We start from the raw sequence: 16,455 nt of genomic DNA on the forward strand, positions 1-16,455 counted from the left end.
TGGTCAGTGACCGCCGCCGGCCAGCACGAACAGGACGGCCACCCAGACGGCGGCGAGGGTGAAGCCCAGCGGGGCGACGTAACGGCTCATGAGTGTGCTCCGTGGCGACGGTCGGCCCGGTGCGGGCCGTCGGGGGGTCGGGGCGTACGCGCACGAAGTCGTGACCGGGTGCTCCGCCGCGCGGCAGGGCCACCCCCGGTGTGTCAGCCGGAGAGCGGATGCGGTGCGGGGGGCGGGAAGCGGGTCAGCCGCGTCGACGGAGCCGTGGCTCAGCGGGGCTGACGGTGGGCCCGGCCACGACTGGGAGGATCGCTATCTCGCACAGCGATCACCTCCTGCGGTCGGCGGGGCCCGGCGCGGGCGCAGACCGGCCCGCAGACGCGATCATCGTACACCGGGGTGTGCGGGTGTCGCGTGCGCGGCCGCCGCTCCCGCGGACCCCGGCTGGAGCGGCCCTGTGACCTGCGCGGGTTAGCGCTTACCTGTCGGTAACCCCTAGGCTCCGACCGACCGAGAGATCACTGGAACAGAGGGGGATCCGTGGCCCGAACCGTGCTGGTGACCGGCGGGAACCGGGGGATCGGCCTGGCCATCGCGCAGGCGTTCGCCAAGCAGGGCGACCGGGTGGCGGTGACGTACCGGAGCGGCGAAGCCCCCGAGGGCCTGTTCGGTGTGCGGTGTGACGTGACCGACGCCGAGTCGGTCGACGCCGCGTTCACCACCGTCGAGGCCGAACTCGGCCCGGTGGAGGTGCTGGTCGCCAACGCCGGCATCACCGACGACACGCTGATCATGCGGATGTCCGAGGAGCAGTTCGCCCGCGTCCTCGACACCAACCTGACCGGCTCGTTCCGGGTCGCCAAGCGGGCCTCGACGAAGATGCTCCGCGGCCGCTGGGGGCGGATGATCTTCATCTCGTCGGTGGTCGGTCTCTCCGGCGGCGCGGGTCAGGTCAACTACGCGGCCAGCAAGGCCGGCCTGGTCGGCGTGGCCCGCTCGATCACCCGCGAGCTGGGCACCCGCAACATCACCGCGAACGTGGTGGCGCCCGGGTTCATCGACACCGACATGACCGCGGGCCTGCCCGAGGAGCGCAGGGCGGAGATCCGCAAGTCGATCCCGGCCGGCCGGATGGCCACCCCGGACGAGGTCGCGGGGGTCGTCACCTGGCTCGCCTCGGACGCGGCCGGATACGTCACCGGCGCCGTCATCCCGGTCGACGGCGGCCTCGGCATGGGTCACTGAGCAGAGCACGGAGGAGACACGCAATGTCCGGACTTCTCGCCGGTAAGCGGCTGCTGGTCACCGGCGTCATCACCGACGCGTCGATCGCCTTCTCGGTGGCGAAGCTCGCCCAGGAGAACGGCGCACAGGTCGTGCTCACCGGCTACGGCCGGCTCTCCCTGGTGGAGCGGATCGCCAAGCGCCTGCCCGAGCCGGCGCCCGTGATCGAGCTGGACGTCAGCAACGAGGAACACCTGGCCGGCCTGGCCGACAAGGTACGCGAGCACGTCGACGGCCTGGACGGCGTCGTGCACTCGATCGGGTTCGCCCCGCAGAGCTGCCTCGGCGGCGGATTCCTCGACGCCCCCTGGGCGGACGTGGCGACCGCGCTCCAGGTCTCCACCTACTCGTACAAGTCCCTCGCCATGGCCGCGCTGCCGCTGATGTCCGCCGGCGGCGCCGTGGTGGGCCTCACCTTCGACGCCACCAAGGCGTGGCCGGTCTACGACTGGATGGGCGTGGCCAAGGCCGGGCTGGAGTCCGCCTCCCGCTACCTGGCGCTGCACCTGGGCAAGCAGGGCATCCGCAGCAACCTCGTCGCGGCCGGACCGCTGCGTACCATCGCGGCCAAGTCCATCCCCGGGTTCGACCAGTTCGAGGACGCCTGGACCCAGCGGGCCCCGCTGGGCTGGAGCCTCACCGACCAGGAGCCCGCCGCCCGGGCCTGCCTGGCCCTGCTGTCCGACTGGTTTCCGGCCACCACCGGCGAGATCGTCCACGTCGACGGCGGCTACCACGCGATCGGCGCCTGACACCCGGACCCGGGGTGGCCGCCGCGCCGCCCCGGGCCGCGAGGGACAATGGTCCCCATGGCGTACGACGCGTTGGTGCTGGTCTCCTTCGGCGGCCCGGAGCGGCCCGAGGACGTTCTCCCGTTCCTGCAGAACGTGACCCGGGGTCGGGGGGTGCCCCCGGAGCGGCTGGCCGAGGTCGCCGAGCACTACCTGCACTTCGGCGGGGTGTCGCCGATCAACCAGCAGTGCCGTGACCTGCTCGCGGCGATCCGCGACGACTTCGCCGCCAACGGCGTCGACCTGCCGGTCTACTGGGGCAACCGCAACTGGGATCCGATGCTCGCCGACACCGTCGCGCGGATGCGCGACGACGGGATCACCCGGGCGCTGGCGTTCGTCACCAGCGCGTACGGCGGCTACTCGTCCTGCCGGCAGTACCAGGAGGACATCGCCTCGGCCCGCGCCGCGGTCGGCCCGGACGCCCCGCTGATCGAGAAGCTGCGCCAGTTCTGGGACCACCCCGGCTTCGTCGAGCCGCACGCCGACGCGGTCCGTGCCGCGCTGGCCCAGCTCGACCCGGCGAAGCGGGACAGCACCCGGCTGGTCTTCACCGCGCACTCGGTCCCGATGTCGGCGGCGGCCACCGCCGGCCCGCACGGCGGCCGCTACACCGCCCAGCTCGAGGAGGTCGCCCGGCTGGTGCACGCCGCGGCCGCGCCCGACCTGGCGTACGACCTGGTCTGGCAGAGCCGGTCCGGGCCGCCGCAGGTGCCGTGGCTGGAGCCGGACGTCAACGACCACCTGGCCACGCTGCCCGAGCAGGGCGTGACGGGCGTGGTGGTCAGCCCGATCGGCTTCGTCTCCGACCACCTGGAGGTGGTGTGGGACCTGGACACCGAGGCGCTGGAGACGGCCAAGCAGCTCGGCCTGGACTTCGTCCGCGCCGGCACGCCGGGCACCGACCCGCGGTTCGTGGCGATGGTCCGCGAACTGGTCGGAGAGCGCACCGCCCCGGACGGGGAGCGGCTGCGCCGCCGCCTGGGCGAGCTGCCCGCCTGGGACACCTGCCCGGCGTTGTGCTGCGTGCCCCCGGCCCGCCGGCCCTGAGCCCGACCCGACGACACCCCAGGGGACGACACGATGCTTGACCGCAAGCCGGTGCAGAGCTGGCTCACCGACATGGACGGCGTGCTGGTGCACGAGGGGCAGCCGGTGCCCGGCGCCCCGGAGTTCGTCAAGAAGCTGCGTGCCTCCGGCAAGCCGTTCCTGGTGCTGACGAACAACTCCATCTACACGCCGCGCGACCTCCAGGCCCGGCTGGCCCGGATGGGGCTGGACGTGCCGGAGGAGGCGATCTGGTCCTCCGCGTTGGCCACCGCCCAGTTCCTGGCCGACCAGCGGCCGGGCGGCACCGCGTACGTGATCGGTGAGGCCGGCCTGACCACGGCGCTGCACGCGGTGGGCTACGTGCTCAGCGACTTCGCCCCGGACTACGTGGTGCTGGGGGAGACGCGCACCTACAGCTTCGAGGCGATAACCAAGGCGATCCGGCTGATCAACGACGGCGCCCGGTTCATCTGCACCAACCCCGACGCCACCGGCCCGTCGATGGAGGGCGCGTTGCCGGCGGCCGGATCGGTGGCGGCGATGATCTCCAAGGCGACCGGGGTCGACCCGTACTTCGTCGGCAAGCCCAACCCGATGATGATGCGCTCGGCGCTGAACACCATCGACGCGCACTCCGAGTCGACCGCGATGATCGGCGACCGGATGGACACCGACATCCTGTGTGGCCTGGAAGCCGGGCTGGAGACGATCCTGGTGCTCACCGGCATCAGCAGCCGGACCGAGGCGGAGCGGTACCCGTACCGGCCGTCGCGGATCGTCGACTCGGTGGCCGACCTGATCGACGAGGTCTGAGCGCGAGCTCTCCTACGGCTCCGGCTGCTGCTCGCCCGGCCGCTGTCGGTGGCGCTTGCGGCGCTAGAGCCGCAGCGGCGCGTTGCAGGCGGCCACCAGCGCCTGCCGGCACGCGGTGGTGAGCGGTCGCAGCGCCGCGTCCCGCTGCTGCGCCTCGTAGGTGTTCACCGCGCCGCCGGGCGCGCTCTCCCCGGCCAGCGCGAGCACCCGGTCCAGCACCGCCGCGCGGGCGAACAGGCGGCGGGCCCGCGGGTCGAAGCCGGGAGGCAGGTCGGTCGCGCCGTCCGGGCGGCGCAGCGCGGCGAGCGCGCCGGCCAGCTCGGGGCGCCACTGCGCGACGTCCAGCCGGGTCAGCGTCGCGGTGGTCTCGGCCAGCACGGCGGCCAGCTCGGCCTCGGCCTCCGCCGCGCCCGGCGTGGCGAGCGACGCCTTCGGCGCGTCCGCCGGCAGCGGATGGACCCGCCAGAGCACCGTCTCCCAGATCATTCCCGAGCCGGAGGTGTGCGTACGGACCTCGGGCACCAGCCCCATCCCGCTCGCCACCACCGCTTCGCCCGCCACCAGCGCCGCCCCGGCGAACGCGCCCGGACCGGGCAGACCCCGCGGGTCGCCGGGCGCGGGCAGCACCAGGCGGATGTCGTCGGGCGAATGCTTGGCGAGGCTGGGCAGCGCCTCCCGCAGCGACACGTCGGTCCAGGTGCCGGGGGCGTCGGCGACGAGGTGCTCCTCGTCGCCGGCGACGGCGTCGGCCACCTCGTCGAACGGCACCAGGCCGGCTCGCCAGGCACGCACCCAGGCGACGAACCGGCTCGACCGGCGCGGAGCCAGCGTGGCCGCGCCCGTTGCGGGGGAGGACATGCGGAAAGGGTACGTGCTCCGCGCCGCTGCTGTCTCGGCTGCCGCTCCGGCGGCGCGACCTGGTCCCAACTACCCCCTTCGCACCGTTTCGTGCCGACGGATGACGGCCCGGTCGGCGCGTCGCCGAGCGACACGCCGGGACGCTGGCTAGCGTCTGCGGCATGGCGGGGCGATACGACGGGGACGTGCTGGCCGGCGACTGGCGACGACGGAAGGTGACCCCCGAGGTCGACGCCGAACCCGACCTGGTGGTCGAGGACGCCGACTCCGGGTTCTGCGGCGCCGTCGTCGGCTTCGACTCCGGCGCCGTGGTGCTGGAGGACCGGCACGGTCGGCGGCGCAACTTCCCCCTGCTGCCCGCCGCGTTCCTGCTCGACGGCAAGCCGGTCACGCTGCGGCGGCCGGCCCGCGCCCCGGTGCCCGCCGCGCGCCGGCGTACCGCGTCCGGCTCGATCGCTGTGGACGGCGTACGGGCGCAGGTCGCCAAGGCCAGCCGGATCTGGGTCGAGGGCGTGCACGACGCCGCGCTGGTCGAGCGGATCTGGGGCGACGACCTGCGCATCGAGGGCGTGGTGGTGGAACCGCTGGACGGCATCGACGCGCTCGCCGACGAGGTACGCGCGTTCGCGCCCGGCCCGGGCCGCCGGCTCGGCGTGCTCGTCGACCACCTCGTGCCCGGCTCGAAGGAGAGCCGGATCGTGGCCCGGGTCAACTCCTCGCACGTGCTGGTCACCGGGCACCCCTACGTCGACGTGTGGCAGGCGGTACGCCCGGCGGCGCTCGGTATCGCGGCGTGGCCCGTGGTGCCTCCGGGGCAGCCCTGGAAGGAAGGCGTCTGCGCGGCGCTCGGGGTGGCCGAGCCGGCCGACATGTGGCGGCACATCCTGTCCCGGGTGGACAGCTTCGCCGACGTGGAGACGCCGCTGATCAACGCGATGGAGCGCCTGATCGACTTCGTCACCGAGCCCGGGTGAGTGGTTGCGGCTCGGGGTAGCTGCGTTCCGGCGGTGGTTGCGGTTGCTGTCAGGGCTCGGCTTGCGCCCGGGGTGGTTGCGGTCGAGTGCCGGGGGCGACCGCCCCCGGCCCAGGCTCCCTTCCGGACTCCGTCCCCGGTGCCCTCCCCTGGTTGATCAAGGAGTTCGCGGGCGTGCTGGAGATCAACGCCGACACGAACTCCTTGATCACCGCGGTCGGGCGGTGCGGGTGTGTGCGTCGATCATGGAGTTGTGGCCCCCACGGATCGGGCATAGCGGGGCGAAACGAGGGCCACAAGTGCAAGATCGACGGGGCGGGTGGGGTGGGCGGGGGTGGCGAGGGGTGAGAGCGGGGTTTAGGGGGCCTGGTCGGGGGAGCGGGTCAGGACGAATGTCGCCATGTCCAGGGCTACCGGGGTGCCGGAGTCGTCGCGGACGACGGTGAGGATCTCGCCGTCCTGGGAGCCGGAGCGGCCCCGCCACCGGTCCGGTCCCTCGGGAGTGAACCGGAGCAGCGGCTTGCCCACCAGGCCGCCGACCAGGTCCCCGGCGGCGTCGACGCGCAACTCGTACTCGCCGCCCATCCACCACCAGCGGCCGGTCAGCGCGGCCACGTCGGCGGCGGGCGGGTCGGCCGGGCGCCAGGGGGCGGGCGCGGCCGGTTCGGCGTCCAGCACCAGCGTGAGAGCCTCCCGGCCGAGCGCGCCGATGTGGTGGCCGCGCAGCCCGTACGAGTTGGCGAAGTTGACCACGGCGGTACGGGTGGGCCGGTGCACGGCCAGGCCGGCGACGTAACCGGGCATGGAGCCGCCGTGCCCGACGTACACCCGGTCGCCGACCCGGTAGAGCTCGATGCCGAGGCCGTGCCCGCCGGTCCACGAGTCCAGGTCGTTGATCACCACGGGGGCACACATCTCGGCGAGCGTGGCGGGGGAGAGCACCGCCGGGTCCGGGTCGGCCAGGAACGCGGCCCAGCGGCCCAGGTCCTCGACCGTCGACCAGAGTTGGCCGGCCGCTGCCATCGCCCCGCTGTCGGTCAGCGGCTCCTCCCGCAGCGTCTCGTGCCAGGGGTGCACGACGTAGCCGCGGGCGTACGGCTCGGTGGGGTGGTACGTGGTGCGGCGCATGCCCAGCGGCGTCAGCAGCCGTTCGGTCAGCAGGTCCGCCCACGGCGTGCCGGTGATCCGCTCCAGCACGGCGCCGAGCAGCCCGTACGCCAGGTTCGAGTAGTGGTAGACGAAGTGCGGCGGGTGGGCGATCTTGTCCGGCGTCAGTCCGGCCAGCAGCGTGTCCAGGTCCGTGCCCCCGGCGCGCTCCCACCACTCGCCGTCCGGTTCGCGTTGCAGGCCGCTGACGTGGCCGAGCAGCCGGCGCACGGTCAGTGAGCCGACCGGGGTGCCGGGCAGGTGCGCGTCCAGCGGATCGTCGAGCGCCAGTCGGCCGGCGTCGCGCTGCTGCATCACCAGCACCGCGGTCATGGTCTTGGTGATCGAGCCGACCCGGTACTGCAGGTCGCCGTCCGGGCGGGGCGTCTCGCCGGCGACGGCCAGGTGGGCCAGGTGACCGTCGCGGACCACGCCGAGGGCGAGCGAGGGACCTCGCCCTTCGGCCTGGGCCCGGGCGACCAGCAGGTCCACCTGACGCGCGGTCTCGGGCAGCAGGGACATGTCGTCCTCCTCGTCGGCCGGGGGTGCGGTACGCCGTGCCGAGCCTAGCGATCATGACAGTTCGATGACACGTGCGTTGACGTGTCAGGATTGTTCTCGTGGACGCCGTCTTCTGGATCGTTCTGGGTGTGGTACTAGCGGTCGCCGAGATCTTCACGACGACGCTCTTCCTGATCATGTTCGGGGTCGGGGCGTTCGCCGCGGCCGGCGCCGCGGCGCTCGGTGCGCCGGTGGCGCTCCAGGCGGTGATCTTCGCGGTGGTGTCGGCGCTGTCGGTGGTGGTGGTGCGTCCGGTGGTCCGGCGGCACGCCCGGCCGTCGCTGGAGACCGGCGAGCAGCCGTTCGGGGTCGAGGCGCTGGAAGGGGCCACCGCTGTGGTCCTGGAGCCGGTCGACGCCGACCGGGGCATGGTCAAGATCGATGGTGAGCTGTGGACGGCCCGCTCGTACGACGCGACGCGCACGTACGCCGAGGGTGAGCGGGTGCAGGTGATAAAGGTCCGGGGCGCTACCGCCCTGGTATGGCAGGACGACATTTCCACCCCGGGCGAGCTGCCCGAAGCGAAAAGGTGAACGGTATGGAGTTTCTGGCGATCCTGATGATCGCGGTGGCGTTGATCGGTGTGGTGACGCTGTTCAAGGCGGTACGGATCGTGCCGCAGCAGCGGCAGGACGTGGTCGAGCGGCTCGGTAAGTACAAGCGCACGCTCAACCCGGGCCTGAACCTGCTGGTGCCGTTCGTGGACGCGGTGCGTACCAAGGTCGACATGCGCGAGCAGGTGGTCAGCTTCCCGCCGCAGCCGGTGATCACCTCCGACAACCTGGTCGTCTCGATCGACACCGTGCTCTACTTCAAGGTCGTCGACTCGGTCCGGGCCACCTACGAGATCTCGAACTTCCTCCAGGCGATCGAGCAGCTCACCGTCACCACGCTGCGTAACGTGATCGGCTCGCTGGACCTGGAGCGCGCGCTGACCAGCCGCGAGGAGATCAACCGGCACCTGTCCGGCGTGCTGGACGAGACCACCGGCCGCTGGGGCATCAAGGTGACCCGGGTCGAGATCAAGGCGATCGAGCCGCCGCCGAGCATCCGTGACTCGATGGAGAAGCAGATGCGCGCCGAGCGGGACCGCCGCGCCGCGATCCTCAACGCCGAGGGGCACAAGCAGTCGCAGATCCTCACCGCCGAGGGTGAGAAGCAGGCCGCCGTGCTGCGCGCCGACGGTGACCGGCAGGCCCGGATCCTCCAGGCGGAGGGCCAGGCCAAGGCGATCCGTACCGTCTTCGACGCGATCCACACCGCCAACCCGAGCCAGAAGGTGCTGGCCTACCAGTACCTCCAGGCGCTGCCGCAGATCGCCAACGGCACGGCGAACAAGGTCTGGATCGTCCCGACCGAGCTGACCAAGGCCCTGGAGGGCATGGGTGGCGCGCTGGGCGGGCTGGCCAACATGGTCGGCGACCAGCCGTCGCCGGAGGCCGCCAAGAGCGCCGGCGAGGTCGAGCGGGAGGCCGCCGAGGCGGCCCAGGCCGCGGCCATCGCCGCCCAGGAGATCCACAACGAGGTACGCGTGGCCGAGGCGCAGGCCGCCGGCGGCAACACCCCGCAGGGTCTGCCGGCGCCGGAGCCGGTGTCACCGGCCAGCCTGGTGAACGACCCGGCGGACCAGCGCGAGCGGGGCTGACCGGCAAATCCGAGAATCCCTCATACGGCGCTCCGGCGGCTGCCACCATCGGTTTCAGGACGGGTGGTGAGCAGGGCCGGAGCGCCGTTGCGCGTCCCGGGCCGCCCGCGGCGCGAACGAGGTGAGGCATGAAGGACCCGGCCAACCGGCTGTTCTCCCGTACCCCGGTCCCCGGCGCGCACGACCCCGCCGGGCCGATCGGCTCCCGGCGTACCGGAGGGGGTTTCGGGGTCCTGCCGTTCGTCTCCGAGCCCGGCCCGGGGGCGCCGGCCACCGACGCGACCTGGGCCTGGTCGATCCGCCGGTTCGCCCGCGCGGCGGTCTGGCTGCTGCCGGCGTACGCGGTGCTCTACGGCCTGGTGGCGATGGCCAGCGACGGCGGGGTGGGCAACGACCCGTATCCGGCCGACGGCCGGCCGCTCTACCTGGTCGGCTGGGTTGCGGCGGTGTGGCTCGGGCTGCTCGCCCTGCTCGCGCTCACCGGCCTGCTCGCCGCCACCCGCTGCCGCCGCGTCGCACTGGCCGGGCTGCTGGCGAGCATCGGCGGGATGGTGCTGATGCTGCCGTTCGCCGGGCTGGCCGAGCAGACACCGGTGTTCGGCGTGACCGCACGTGGCATCGTGCTGTTCGGCGCCACCCTCTACAGCGTGGGCTGGTTCCTGACCGGCTGGTCGGTCGCCCGGTCCGGGATGTTCTCCTACGGCGACGGGACGATGCTGATGATCGCCGCCCCGCTGCTCGGGCTCGGCGGCGCGCTGATCGGCTCGCTCCAGACGTTCGGTGCGATCTTCGTGCTGGTCTCCGGCATCGGCATCGGCTACCGCAGCGGCCGCCTCGTGCCCGAGACGATCGCCCGGGACGCGGCCGCGGCCAGCGTCGCCGCCGCACCGCTGCCGCCCGCGTCACCGAAGGGCCCACTCGGGGCGGGCTGACCGTTTCGGAGCTGGGCGGTCGCCGTGAAGTAACTGACAGTTGCCTGGCGAGGTGGCCGGTAGGCGGCTTTCGTGGCAATCCTTGCGTCCATGCCGTCTGTCTCCCAGGTCGCCGCTGTCGCGGCTGTTTACCGTGCTGCTGGCCGGCCTGCTCGCCGGGCTCGTCCTCGCGGTCGCCGCGCTTCCCGGCGGCCTGCTCGGCGGGTTCGCCGCCCGGGCGGCGCTCGGCGCGTACGCGGACCTGCCCGACGCGCTGCGTACCCCGGTGCAGCCGCAGCGCTCCTACCTCTACGCCAACGACGGCAAGACGCTGATCACGACGTTCTACGACGTGAACCGCACCGACGTGTCGCTGGACGAGATCGCCCCGGTGATGCGGCAGGCGATCATCGCGGCCGAGGACCGGCGGTTCTACTCGCACGGCGGCGCGGACCTGCGCGGCATCGCCCGGGCGCTGGTGGCGAACGTCAAGGGCGGCGGCACCGAGCAGGGCGGCTCCACGCTGACCATGCAGTACGTCCGCAACGTGCTCAAGACCGACCCGAACCGCACCCCGGAGGAGCGGCAGGCCGCCACCGAGCAGACAGTCGGGCGCAAGCTCCAGGAGATCCGGTACGCCAACGCCCTGGAGCAGTCGCTGTCCAAGGACGAGATCCTCAACCGCTACCTCAACATCGCGTACTTCGGTTCCGGCGCGTACGGCGTCGCCGCCGCGAGCCAGCGCTACTTCGGCAAGGCGCCGGCCGGCCTGACGCTGGGCGAGGCGGCGCTGCTCGCCGGCCTGGTCCAGTCGCCGGACGCGTACAGCCCGATCGACGGCGACAAGGACCAGGCGCTGACCCGCCGGGGGTATGTGCTCGACGCGATGGCCGAGACCGGCGCGATCACCCCGCAGCAGGCCGCGGCGGCGAAGGCCGAGGCGCTGACGCTGCGGCCGACCGCCCAGCCCAACGGCTGCACCGCCACCGCCCAGGGGCACGACGACTGGGGCTTCTTCTGCGACTACCTGCGCCGCTGGTGGCTCACCCAGCCGGCGTTCGGCAGCACGCCCGAGGAGCGGGAGCAGGCGCTGCGCCGCGGCGGCTACCGCGTCGTCACCACGCTGGATGCGAAGATCCAGCAGACCGCGCAGGAGCAGGCCACCAAGGTCTACGGGTACGGCAACAAGCGGGCGCTGCCGATCGCGGCGGTCGAGCCCGGCACCGGCCGGGTCCTCGCCATGGCGGTGAACCGGCACTACAGCCTCGACGACAACCCGGCCGGGCAGGCCAACCACCCGAACACGGTCAATCCGCTGATCTCCGGCGGCGCCAGCGTCGACGGCTACCAGGCCGGCTCGACGTTCAAGATGTTCACCATGCTCGCCGCGCTGGAGGCCGGCAAGCCGCTTGCCACCGGCTTCGACGCCCCCAGCCGGCTGCCCACCCGGTACGCCTCGGACGACGAGGGCAACTGCGACGGCACGTGGTGCCCGGCGAACGCCAACCCGCAGTGGATGGACGGCTACCGGATGATGTGGGACGGCTTCGGCCGGTCCGTGAACACGTACTTCGTCTGGCTCGCCGAGCAGGTCGGCGAGGACAAGGTGGTGGAGATGGCCCAGCGCCTCGGCATCACCTTCCGCGCCGACTCCGACGCCGCGTTCGCCCGGGACAACGCCGCGAACTGGGGCGCGTTCACGCTCGGCGTGGCCGCCACCACCCCGCTGGACCTGGCCAACGCGTACGCCACGGTGGCCGCCGAGGGCACGTACTGCAAGCCACTGCCGGTGGTCTCGGTGACCGCGCCCGACGGCGACGCCGTCGACGTGGCGCAGCCGTCCTGCGAGCGGGTGCTCGAACCGGACGTGGCCCGCGCCGCCACCGACGCGGCCCGCTGCCCGGTCGGTCAGCAGTCCGCGTTCGGGCAGTGCAACGGCGGCACCGCCACCGCCGTCGACTCGATCGTCGGCCGCCCGGTGGCCGGTAAGACCGGCAGTTCGGAGCGCAACGCCACCGAGACGTTCGTCGGGTACACCCCGCAGGTCGCGGTGGCCGGCATCGCCGCCAACCCGGACGACGTCAACGATCTGGTCGGCTCCGCCGTGCAGGCGAAGGTGATCGACGCGGTGGCCCGGACCATCAAGACGGCGCTCACCGGAAAGCCGGTGGCCGGCTTCACCGCGCCGAGCCGGGCGCTGGTCGGCGACCCGCAGCGCCCGCAGCCGCCCCGCCGGACCGAGCCGGACCGACGCGAGCAGCGCGAGGACCGCGAGGACCGCGAGCTGCCCTCCGACGTGCTCCGCTGGCTGCGCGAGCGGGGCTGAGCCGGGCCCGCCTCACGCGTCCGGTGGAGGCAGGGTGGTCGCCAGGGTCGTCAGCGCGGTGTCGAGCGCGGCGTCCAGGGCGGCGGCCACCTCCGCCGGGGCACGGTCGCCGTCGAGCACCGTGAACGTGCCGAAGTCGGACAGCGCCCGGTAGGCGGCGTCCAGCGCGCGCAGGTGCGCCGGTTCCTCGGTGTCGATGCCCCGCGCGGCCACCCGCAGCCGCGCCACCTCCGGGGAGGTGGCCAGGAAGCACACCACCGCCGGGCGCGGGAAGACCGCGTACGCGGCGCGCACCACGCGCCGTCCCCGGTCGCCCCGGGCCGCCATGATCACGTCCTGGCACCAGGTCCACCGGTCCAGCACCGCCGCCCGTCCGGTCAGGCGGGCCACCGCGACGGTCCGGGCCATCGCCGCCGCGCGCACCGTCGCCTCCAGCGCCGGATAGAGGGTACGGCCGAACAGCGCCACCCCGTCGGGCCGGCCGAGCGCCCGGGCCAGCCGGTTCCACAGCGGCCGCCCACCGGCGTTCTCGAAGTACCGCGCCCGGACACCTCGCTCGCGCAGCCGCGCCGCGAGCGCCTTGGCCTGCGTGGTCTTCCCGGAGCCGTCGACGCCGATAAGTGCGATCATCACGGGGCGGCCCATATGCCCGGACGCTAACGCACCCGGACAACCACCCGCGCGACGTGTCGGATCCGGCCCGGCGGCTCCGACCCACAGGTGAGCGCGCCCGACCGGGACGCGCCGCCAACGCGAAGGAGCACGGCATGGGCAGGATCGTCTACTGGGTGCACACGTCGGTCGACGGGTTCATCGAAGGGCCCGACGGCGAGTTCGACTGGCCGGAGATGGGGGACGAGCTGTCCGCGTACTCCATCGACCTGTCCGAGCGGGCCGACGCCTTCGCCTACGGCCGGCGGGTGTGGGAGATGATGTCCGGCTACTGGCCGCAGGTCGAGTCGATCTCCGACCACCCGCACGACCTGGCGTTCGCGCCGATCTGGCGGCGTACCCCGAAGATCGTGGTCTCCCGGACGCTCACCGAGGCGGACCACGGCGCCCGGGTGGTCGGCGGCGGTGACCTGGCCGCCGAGGTGGCCGCGGTGCGCGACGGGATCGACGGCTACGTGCTGCTCACCGGCGGGACCGGCGCGGCGGCGTCGCTGACGGCGCTCGGCCTTGTCGACGAGTTCCACGTGATCGTGCACCCGGTGCTGCTCGGCGGCGGCAAGCGGCTGCTGCCGGACCTGGACCGCCGCAGCCTGCGGCTGGCCGGCACGCGCACCTTCGACGGGCGGTCGGTGCTGCTGAGCTACGCGCGGGCCTGACGGTCAGCGGCGGTCAGCGGCCCCGGCGGCGGGGCCGGTACGTGGCGAGCGCGGCGGGCACGCCGCGCCGCACGATGCCGGCCCGGTCGCTGTCCCCGCGCAGCACCGCCGCGGCGGTCTTGCGTGCCTGCTCGACGGTGAAGTGCGGCGGCAGCATCAGCTCGGCCGGGTCCACCACCGCGTTGACCACCACCGGCCGGTCCGCGTCGAGCACCCGCTGCCACAGGCCGTCCACCCGGGTGGGGGAGTCGACCAGCTCACCGCCGAGGCCCAGCACCTCCGCCCACCTGTGGTACGCCACGTCCGGCAGGTCCTGGCTGTCCGGGAACATCGGCGTGCCCTCGCCGGACCGCTGTTCCCAGCTGACGAACGCGAGATCCCGGTTGTTGAGCACCAGCACCACGAACCGGGGATCGGCCCACTCCCGCCAGTACTTCGCCACCGTGATCAGTTCGTTGACGCCGTTCATCTGCATCGCGCCGTCGCCGAGCAACGCGATCACCGGCCGGTCCGGGTGGGCGAACTTCGCCGCCAGCGCGTACGGCATCCCGCCGCCCATGGACAGCAGCGTGCCGGAGAGGCTGGCCAGCATGCCGGGGCGGACCCGCACGTGCCGGGCGTACCAGGCGGTGGCGGTGCCGCAGTCGACCGCGAGCATGGCGTCGTCTGGCAGCGCGTCGTCGAGCGCGGCGAACAGCGACTGCGGGTTGACCGGGTCGGCGGGCTGGGCGGCGACCTCGCGTTGCGAGGCCCGCCACTTGCCGGTGGCGTCGGCGAGGGTGGCCCGCCAGGCGGTCGGGCCCGGCCCCGGGCCCAGCTCCTTGAGCAGGGCGCGCAGCGTCGGCCCGGCGTCGCCGGTCAGGTTCACCTCGGTCGGGTAGCGCAACCCCATCCGGGTGCCGTCGATGTCGATCTGCACCGCCCGGGCCTGGCCCTCCGGCGGGTAGAACTCCGAGTACGGCATCTGGCTGCCGACGATCAGCAGCCGGTCGCACTCGCGCATGAGCTGCCAGCTCGGGCGGCTGCCGAGCAGGCCGATCGCGCCCGTCACCCAGGGCTGCCGGTGGTCGACGGCGGTGAAGCCGAGCAGCGCGGTGGCGACCCCGGCGCCGAGCCGGTCGGCGATCCGGCGTACCTCGTCCTCGGCGCCGAGCGCGCCCTGCCCGACCAGCATCGCCACGCGCTCGCCGCCGCGCAGCACCTCGGCGGCGCGGCGCACGTCGGCCTCCGGCGGCACTGTCGGCTCGCTGCTCGGCACCGCGCTGGTGTGGTAGTAGCCGTGGGCGTGCGGCGGGTGCGGCACCGCGGGCAGGTCCTGCACGTCCGAGGGGAGGACCAGGGCGGTCACGGTACGCCGGGCCAGCGCCGTGCGGCAGGCCCGGTCCACCAGGTGCCGGGCCTGGGACGGGTCGTCGAGCTGGGCCAGGAAGGCCGACGCCACGTCCTTGTAGAGCGAGAGCAGGTCCACCTCCTGGTAGTAGCCGCCGCCCTCGGCGGGCAGCGCGGTGTGCCCGAGCAGCGCCACCACCGGCTGGTGGTCGAGCTTCGCGTCGTAGAGGCCGTTCAGCGCGTGGATCGCGCCCGGACCGCTGGTCACCACCACGCAGCCGAGCGGACCGCCGCCGTACTTGACGTGCGCGCCGGCCGCGAAGCCGGCGGTCTCCTCGTGCCGGACCTGGATGAACCGGGCCCGCCCCTCGGCGCGCTGCAACGCCGAGGTCATGCCGTTGATCCCGTCGCCCGGGTAGCCGTAGTAGCGGTGCACGCCCCACTCGGCGAGACGGGCCACCAGGTAGTCGGCGACGGTGGCGTCGCGGGGGAGGTTGCCGTCGTGATCCGCGCCCATCTGGTTCCCTCCGTCGCCGTCCGGCCTTCCGGCTCCGTTCCCCGCCCGGGGCGACGGAAACCCGGCCCGTGCCGGAGCGGCCGGGCGGGCCGGGCAGAATCGCCTGGTGCCCGTCCACGAGATCACCGACCCCGACGACGACCGGATCGCCGACTACCGCGCGCTCACCGACGTGGAGCTGCGTACCCGCTGGGAACCGCCGCACGGGCTGTTCATCGCCGAGGGGGAGCTGGTGCTGAGGCGGGCGCTGCGGGCCGGCTACCCGGCCCGGTCGTACCTGGTCGACGCCAAGCGGGTCGACCAGCTCGCCGACCTGGACACCGGGGACGCGCCGGTGTACGCGGCCACGCCGGACGTGCTCCAGCGCGCCACCGGCTTCCACGTGCACCGGGGCGTGCTCGCGTCGTTCCACCGCAAGCCGCTTCGCTCGGCCGACGAGGTGCTCGCCGCCGCCCGGCGGGTGGTGATCCTGGAGGACGTCAACAACCACACCAACCTCGGCGCGATCTTCCGGGGCGCCGCCGCGCTCGGCGTCGACGCGGTGCTGCTGTCCCCGACCTGCGCCGACCCGCTCTATCGGCGCAGCGTACGGGTCAGCATGGGCGAGGTGTTCGCGGTGCCGTACGCCAAGCTCGACAGCTGGCCCGAAGGGCTGGACCAGGTTCGCGCGGCCGGGTTCACGGTGCTCGCGATGACGCCCGCGCCTGATGCCGTACCGATGCAGCGGCTGACCCCGGCGCAGCGCGAGCGGGCGGCGTTGCTGCTCGGGGCCGAGGGGCCGGGCCTGACCGCGGCGGCGCAGGCGGCCAGCGACGTGCGGGTGGTGATCCCGATGCGGCGCGGCGTGGACTCGCTGAACGTGGCCGCAGCCGCGGCGGTGGCGTTCTGGGAGCTGGGGCGGGACGACGCGCTCTGAGGATCGG

The 16,455-nt window shown here is 73.5% G+C and carries 15 protein-coding genes; 11 read left to right on the forward strand and 4 right to left on the reverse strand.

What is annotated here, in order from left to right; all coding sequences use genetic code 11:
• Nucleotides 1-540: 540 nt before the first annotated feature.
• The 4 genes from fabG to GA0070562_RS27655 are packed head-to-tail and all read left to right on the forward strand — an operon-like array spanning nt 541 to nt 3,938.
• Nucleotides 541-1,245: a beta-ketoacyl-ACP reductase gene (gene fabG, locus GA0070562_RS27640; RefSeq protein WP_091427418.1), complete on the forward strand. Its 705-nt coding sequence runs from the start codon at nt 541-543 to the stop codon at nt 1,243-1,245.
• A gap of 23 nt (nt 1,246-1,268) precedes the next feature.
• Nucleotides 1,269-2,036: an enoyl-ACP reductase FabI gene (gene fabI / locus GA0070562_RS27645; protein ID WP_091427420.1), complete on the forward strand. Its 768-nt coding sequence runs from the start codon at nt 1,269-1,271 to the stop codon at nt 2,034-2,036.
• Between the two features lie 57 nt (nt 2,037-2,093).
• Nucleotides 2,094-3,125, forward strand: coding sequence for a ferrochelatase (locus tag GA0070562_RS27650; RefSeq protein ID WP_091427422.1), 1,032 nt, complete (start codon nt 2,094-2,096; stop codon nt 3,123-3,125).
• 33 nt (nt 3,126-3,158) lie between these two features.
• On the forward strand, nt 3,159-3,938 hold the full coding sequence (locus tag GA0070562_RS27655) for an HAD-IIA family hydrolase (RefSeq protein ID WP_091048117.1): 780 nt from the start codon (nt 3,159-3,161) through the stop codon (nt 3,936-3,938).
• Between the two features lie 63 nt (nt 3,939-4,001).
• Here GA0070562_RS27655 and GA0070562_RS27660 read toward each other — a convergent pair whose 3' ends face one another.
• Nucleotides 4,002-4,796, reverse strand: a complete 795-nt coding sequence (locus tag GA0070562_RS27660; RefSeq protein WP_091427425.1) for a hypothetical protein — start codon at nt 4,794-4,796, stop codon at nt 4,002-4,004.
• Between the two features lie 161 nt (nt 4,797-4,957).
• On the opposite strand from GA0070562_RS27660, the gene GA0070562_RS27665 reads away from it, so the two are divergent.
• The gene (locus tag GA0070562_RS27665) at nt 4,958-5,770 is read left to right on the forward strand and encodes a DUF3097 domain-containing protein (protein ID WP_091427428.1); all 813 of its coding nucleotides are present in this window, start codon (nt 4,958-4,960) and stop codon (nt 5,768-5,770) included.
• 356 nt (nt 5,771-6,126) lie between these two features.
• Here the strand turns inward: GA0070562_RS27665 and GA0070562_RS27670 are convergent, their stop codons facing one another.
• Entirely contained in the window at nt 6,127-7,437 is a 1,311-nt protein-coding gene (locus tag GA0070562_RS27670; protein WP_091427430.1) for a serine hydrolase domain-containing protein, read from the reverse strand.
• 98 nt (nt 7,438-7,535) lie between these two features.
• Here GA0070562_RS27670 and GA0070562_RS27675 point away from each other — a divergent pair, with 98 nt between their 5' ends.
• The 4 genes from GA0070562_RS27675 (at nt 7,536) to GA0070562_RS27690 (ending at nt 12,358) form a co-directional block, all read left to right on the forward strand.
• Entirely contained in the window at nt 7,536-8,009 is a 474-nt protein-coding gene (locus tag GA0070562_RS27675; protein ID WP_091427433.1) for an NfeD family protein, read from the forward strand.
• A 5-nt stretch (nt 8,010-8,014) separates the two neighbouring features.
• Complete coding sequence (locus tag GA0070562_RS27680) at nt 8,015-9,121, forward strand: SPFH domain-containing protein (RefSeq protein WP_091427435.1); 1,107 nt, start codon at nt 8,015-8,017, stop codon at nt 9,119-9,121.
• 128 nt (nt 9,122-9,249) lie between these two features.
• Nucleotides 9,250-10,053 (forward strand): hypothetical protein, encoded by an 804-nt coding sequence (locus GA0070562_RS27685; RefSeq protein ID WP_091427438.1) that lies wholly within the window; start codon nt 9,250-9,252, stop codon nt 10,051-10,053.
• A gap of 52 nt (nt 10,054-10,105) precedes the next feature.
• Nucleotides 10,106-12,358 (forward strand): transglycosylase domain-containing protein, encoded by a 2,253-nt coding sequence (locus GA0070562_RS27690; protein ID WP_420811448.1) that lies wholly within the window; start codon nt 10,106-10,108, stop codon nt 12,356-12,358.
• Between the two features lie 12 nt (nt 12,359-12,370).
• On the opposite strand, the gene GA0070562_RS27695 is transcribed toward GA0070562_RS27690, so the two are convergent.
• Nucleotides 12,371-12,988: a nucleoside/nucleotide kinase family protein gene (locus GA0070562_RS27695; RefSeq protein WP_254663883.1), complete on the reverse strand. Its 618-nt coding sequence runs from the start codon at nt 12,986-12,988 to the stop codon at nt 12,371-12,373.
• A 137-nt stretch (nt 12,989-13,125) separates the two neighbouring features.
• On the opposite strand from GA0070562_RS27695, the gene GA0070562_RS27700 reads away from it, so the two are divergent.
• Nucleotides 13,126-13,686 (forward strand): dihydrofolate reductase family protein, encoded by a 561-nt coding sequence (locus tag GA0070562_RS27700; RefSeq protein WP_091427442.1) that lies wholly within the window; start codon nt 13,126-13,128, stop codon nt 13,684-13,686.
• Nucleotides 13,687-13,699: 13 nt separating this feature from the next.
• Here GA0070562_RS27700 and GA0070562_RS27705 read toward each other — a convergent pair whose 3' ends face one another.
• Complete coding sequence (locus tag GA0070562_RS27705) at nt 13,700-15,532, reverse strand: thiamine pyrophosphate-requiring protein (RefSeq protein ID WP_091427445.1); 1,833 nt, start codon at nt 15,530-15,532, stop codon at nt 13,700-13,702.
• 103 nt (nt 15,533-15,635) lie between these two features.
• Between GA0070562_RS27705 and GA0070562_RS27710 the strand changes: the two genes are divergently transcribed.
• Nucleotides 15,636-16,448, forward strand: coding sequence for a TrmH family RNA methyltransferase (locus GA0070562_RS27710; RefSeq protein WP_244255551.1), 813 nt, complete (start codon nt 15,636-15,638; stop codon nt 16,446-16,448).
• The last annotated feature ends 7 nt before the right edge of the window (nt 16,449-16,455 follow it).

The sequence above is a fragment of the Micromonospora tulbaghiae genome (genome assembly GCF_900091605.1).
Lineage (GTDB): Bacteria > Actinomycetota > Actinomycetes > Mycobacteriales > Micromonosporaceae > Micromonospora > Micromonospora tulbaghiae.